This is a genomic window from Halorubrum sp. SD683, from assembly GCF_002135045.1.
Taxonomy (GTDB): Archaea; Halobacteriota; Halobacteria; order Halobacteriales; family Haloferacaceae; genus Halorubrum; species Halorubrum ezzemoulense.
Genome location: NZ_NEWJ01000129.1, coordinates 1 through 2,909, shown reverse-complemented (window position 1 = coordinate 2,909; position 2,909 = coordinate 1). Strand labels below are relative to the sequence as shown.

The following is a 2,909-nucleotide window of genomic DNA, read 5'->3' as shown; positions in this document are numbered from 1 at the left end:
GTTCACAACCCTCCGACGGATGGGAAGGTTAAAGGGTCTCATCGCGGTACGAGAAGGTGAGGCCGGGTGGCTTAGCTGGACATAGCGCCGCACTCATAGGGTTCGGAGATTCGGTGCGGTGACGCCTTGGAAGCGTCCGCGTCCTTCCCGTGGCTCCGCCGAGCCTCGGACCTGGGACATGCGGAGATCGTGGGTTCGGAGCCCACCCCGGCCATTTCTACGACCGACCGGTCGGCGAGCGCCGGCCCCGCCGATCCGTCCGCCGTCGCCGCCGGATCGAGTGCTACACCGGAACCGCCTCGCCGGCGACGAGCGCGACCGCGACGACGACGCCGCCCAGTCCCAACAGTCCGTAGTTCGCGAAGGGATTCGCCGCGGTGAACAGGTCGAGCGAATACTCGGTGTCTCGCACGGGCGCGTACGGTCGGATGCCCGCCGGTGTGAGCGCGTCCGCGAGGATGTGCGAGACGATCGTCACGGCGCCGAACAGGAACGCGGCGGCGCCGAACAGCAGCGCCTCGGCGAGTCCGCGCTGAAGCCCGGCCGCCAGCCCGACGCCCCCGAGGACGACTCCGACGAGCAGCGCGAACCAGACGGTGTGCGTGATCCCCCGATGCCTGACGACGGGAACTCGCATGTCGAGGTCGGGGACCATCGCCGTCGAGGCGACGCCGGCGGCGCCGACGAGGCCGGCCTCTATCGAGAGGAGGGCGGTGACGAGAAACCCGAACGGGGCGTAGACGACGAGCGAGGCCCCGACGTGTCCCTTCCGGTACATGTTGACGACTGCGTTCCGGGTCCGTAAGTCCGTTACGTCGAGACGCGACCCCCCACGGCGCGTCTCCGGACGCGTCCGCGGAGCTCGCGGTCCCGTCGCGTTGTCGGGGCGAAACGCCTACGGCCTCCCGCCGTGACGCTCCGGTATGACACTGACCGCCCGCGACCTGATGGAGCCGGACGTGAAGACGGTCTCGCCGGACGACGACGTCGCCGACGCGTTCAAGCGGTTCGCTCGGTACGAGTTCAGCGGGTTCCCGGTCGTCGACGAGGACGAGCGGGTGGTCGGGATCGTCACCGAGTCCGACCTCGTCGACCTGTTCGAGCCGGAGGACGAGACGCTGTGGATCCCCGTCGGACTCCCTCCGTTCGTGGACACCCTCTCGTATCAGGTGAAGCGCCCGTGGGCCGACCTCGATCTGGGCGTCGACATGCTCCGCAACGCGGACCGACCCGTCTCCGAGGTGATGAGCGCGGACGTGGCGACCGTGACGCCGGACGTGAGCGTCGACGACGTGCTGGACCTGCTCGTCGGCGACGACCCCGACATCAACCGCGTGCCCGTCGTCGACGACGACGGCCGTATCATCGGGATCATCGCGCGTCAGGACGTGATCCGCGCGTTCCGCGACCGCCGACTGGAGTAGATCCGGTCGGACCGTCGCGAGGGGTCCCGCGGACGCTCGGCTGTGGATGTCGGCGACCGCGTCAGCTCCGAAGCGCCTCGACGGGCCGCTCGTTGGCCGCCTTCCACGCGGGGTACGCGCCGCTGACGAGCCCCACGCCGACGCCGAAGCCGAGCGCCAAGAGGAGGTAGTAGGCGTTCGTACGGTCGAGCACGAGCGCCGTGTCGACGGCGGGCGTCGCGAGGACCAGGCCCGCGACGAGCAGGACGGTGAGCAGGGTGCCGGCCGCGGCGCCGGCCGCGCCGATCAGCCCGGCCTCCGCGAGCAGGACGCGCAACACGTCGCGGCGGGCGACGCCGACCGCGCGCATCACCCCGATCTCCTGCCGGCGCTCGACGGTACTCATCAGCATCACGTTGAGGATCGAGACCCCGGCGACGACGAGGGAGATCGCGCCGAGCCCGAGCAGGAACGTCGAGAGGAGGCCGAAGAACTCGTTGATCTCGTCGACGAGGGCGGCCAGCTCGAACAGCTCCACCCGGTCCTCGCGGGCGTTCACCGCCTCGCGGATGGCGTCCGCGGCCGCCCGCGCCTCGGCGCCGGTGTCGGAGACGACGAGCGCCTGCGCGTAGCCGTCGGCCGAGAACGCCGACTCGGGGAGGTACACCGCGTCGTCGGGCGCGACCGGGCTGAACGTCTGGCTCTCGACCAACACCGCGATGACGCGGACCTGCGAGCCGGCGATCTCGACGGTGTCGCCCGCGCCGGCGCCGAGGTCCTCGGCGATCCCCGCGCCGAGGATCGCGCCCTGTCGGTGCCGCTCGGGGAGTCGCCCCTCGGCTGCCTCGTACGCCAGCGCGGGCTCTTCGACCCCGTACACCGTCGCGAACGTCTGGTCGCCCTGCCGCGCGACCGTGGCGCTGTCGGAGTACAGCGGGATCACTGCGGGCTCGCCGACCGCCCGGCGGATCGAGGCGATGTCCGCGTCGGACAGCGACTCCACGCCGGCGTCGGTGTTCGGCGACACGACGACCTGCGTGCCGATATCGCCGATGGCGTCGTCCGCGCCCAGCGCCAGCACGTTCCCGAAGATGCCGAGCGCCGCGACCGCGAGGACCCCGATACAGACCCCGAGGACCGCCAGCACGGTCCGGACCCGGTTTCGTCGGAGGTTCCGCGACGCCATCGACACCGCGGGGCGCCAGCCGCGGAGCCAGCCGGCGGCGCCCCCCGGTGCGCGGTCGTCGGCGCTCATCCGCGGTCACCGCTCATCCGCGGTCACCGCCCATCTGCGGTCCCGGAGCGGTCCGGCCGGCGTCGCGGCCGCCGCGCCGGTCCGCGTCGGCGTGCGGATCGGACTCGCCGGGCAAGCCGCCGGTCAGCACGCCGTCGGTGAGGTCGACGACGCGGTCGGCGTACTCCTCGACGAGCGGATCGTGCGTGACGGCGATGACGGCGACCCCCTCGGCCTTGACGCGCTCGAACTCGGCGAGGATCGCCTCGCCG

3 protein-coding genes, 1 tRNA gene and 1 pseudogene are annotated in these 2,909 nt (G+C 71.8%); 2 read left to right on the top strand and 3 right to left on the bottom strand.

From position 1 onward, the window contains the following. Window positions 1-60: 60 nt before the first annotated feature. Window positions 61-214 (top strand) — tRNA-Met (locus B9G49_RS16605). A 69-nt stretch (window positions 215-283) separates the two neighbouring features. On the opposite strand, the gene B9G49_RS15915 is transcribed toward B9G49_RS16605, so the two are convergent. Beyond that, complete coding sequence (locus B9G49_RS15915; RefSeq protein ID WP_086217017.1) at window positions 284-778, bottom strand: metal-dependent hydrolase; 495 nt, start codon at window positions 776-778, stop codon at window positions 284-286. 145 nt (window positions 779-923) lie between these two features. On the opposite strand from B9G49_RS15915, the gene B9G49_RS15910 reads away from it, so the two are divergent. Further along, window positions 924-1,424, top strand: a complete 501-nt coding sequence (locus B9G49_RS15910; protein WP_086217016.1) for an HPP family protein — start codon at window positions 924-926, stop codon at window positions 1,422-1,424. Window positions 1,425-1,485: 61 nt separating this feature from the next. Here B9G49_RS15910 and B9G49_RS15905 read toward each other — a convergent pair whose 3' ends face one another. Next, complete coding sequence (locus tag B9G49_RS15905; protein WP_086217015.1) at window positions 1,486-2,658, bottom strand: ABC transporter permease; 1,173 nt, start codon at window positions 2,656-2,658, stop codon at window positions 1,486-1,488. Between the two features lie 13 nt (window positions 2,659-2,671). Next, window positions 2,672-2,909 (bottom strand): annotated as a pseudogene (locus tag B9G49_RS15900) (ABC transporter ATP-binding protein); the annotation flags it as partial.

What these genes read in the sequence shown, in the direction of transcription:
- B9G49_RS15915 (WP_086217017.1), bottom strand. Translation starts at nt 778, where the DNA reads ATGTACCGGAAGGGACACGTCGGGGCCTCGCTCGTCGTCTACGCCCCG.
- B9G49_RS15910 (WP_086217016.1), top strand. Translation starts at nt 924, where the DNA reads ATGACACTGACCGCCCGCGACCTGATGGAGCCGGACGTGAAGACGGTC.
- B9G49_RS15905 (WP_086217015.1), bottom strand. Translation starts at nt 2,658, where the DNA reads ATGAGCGCCGACGACCGCGCACCGGGGGGCGCCGCCGGCTGGCTCCGC.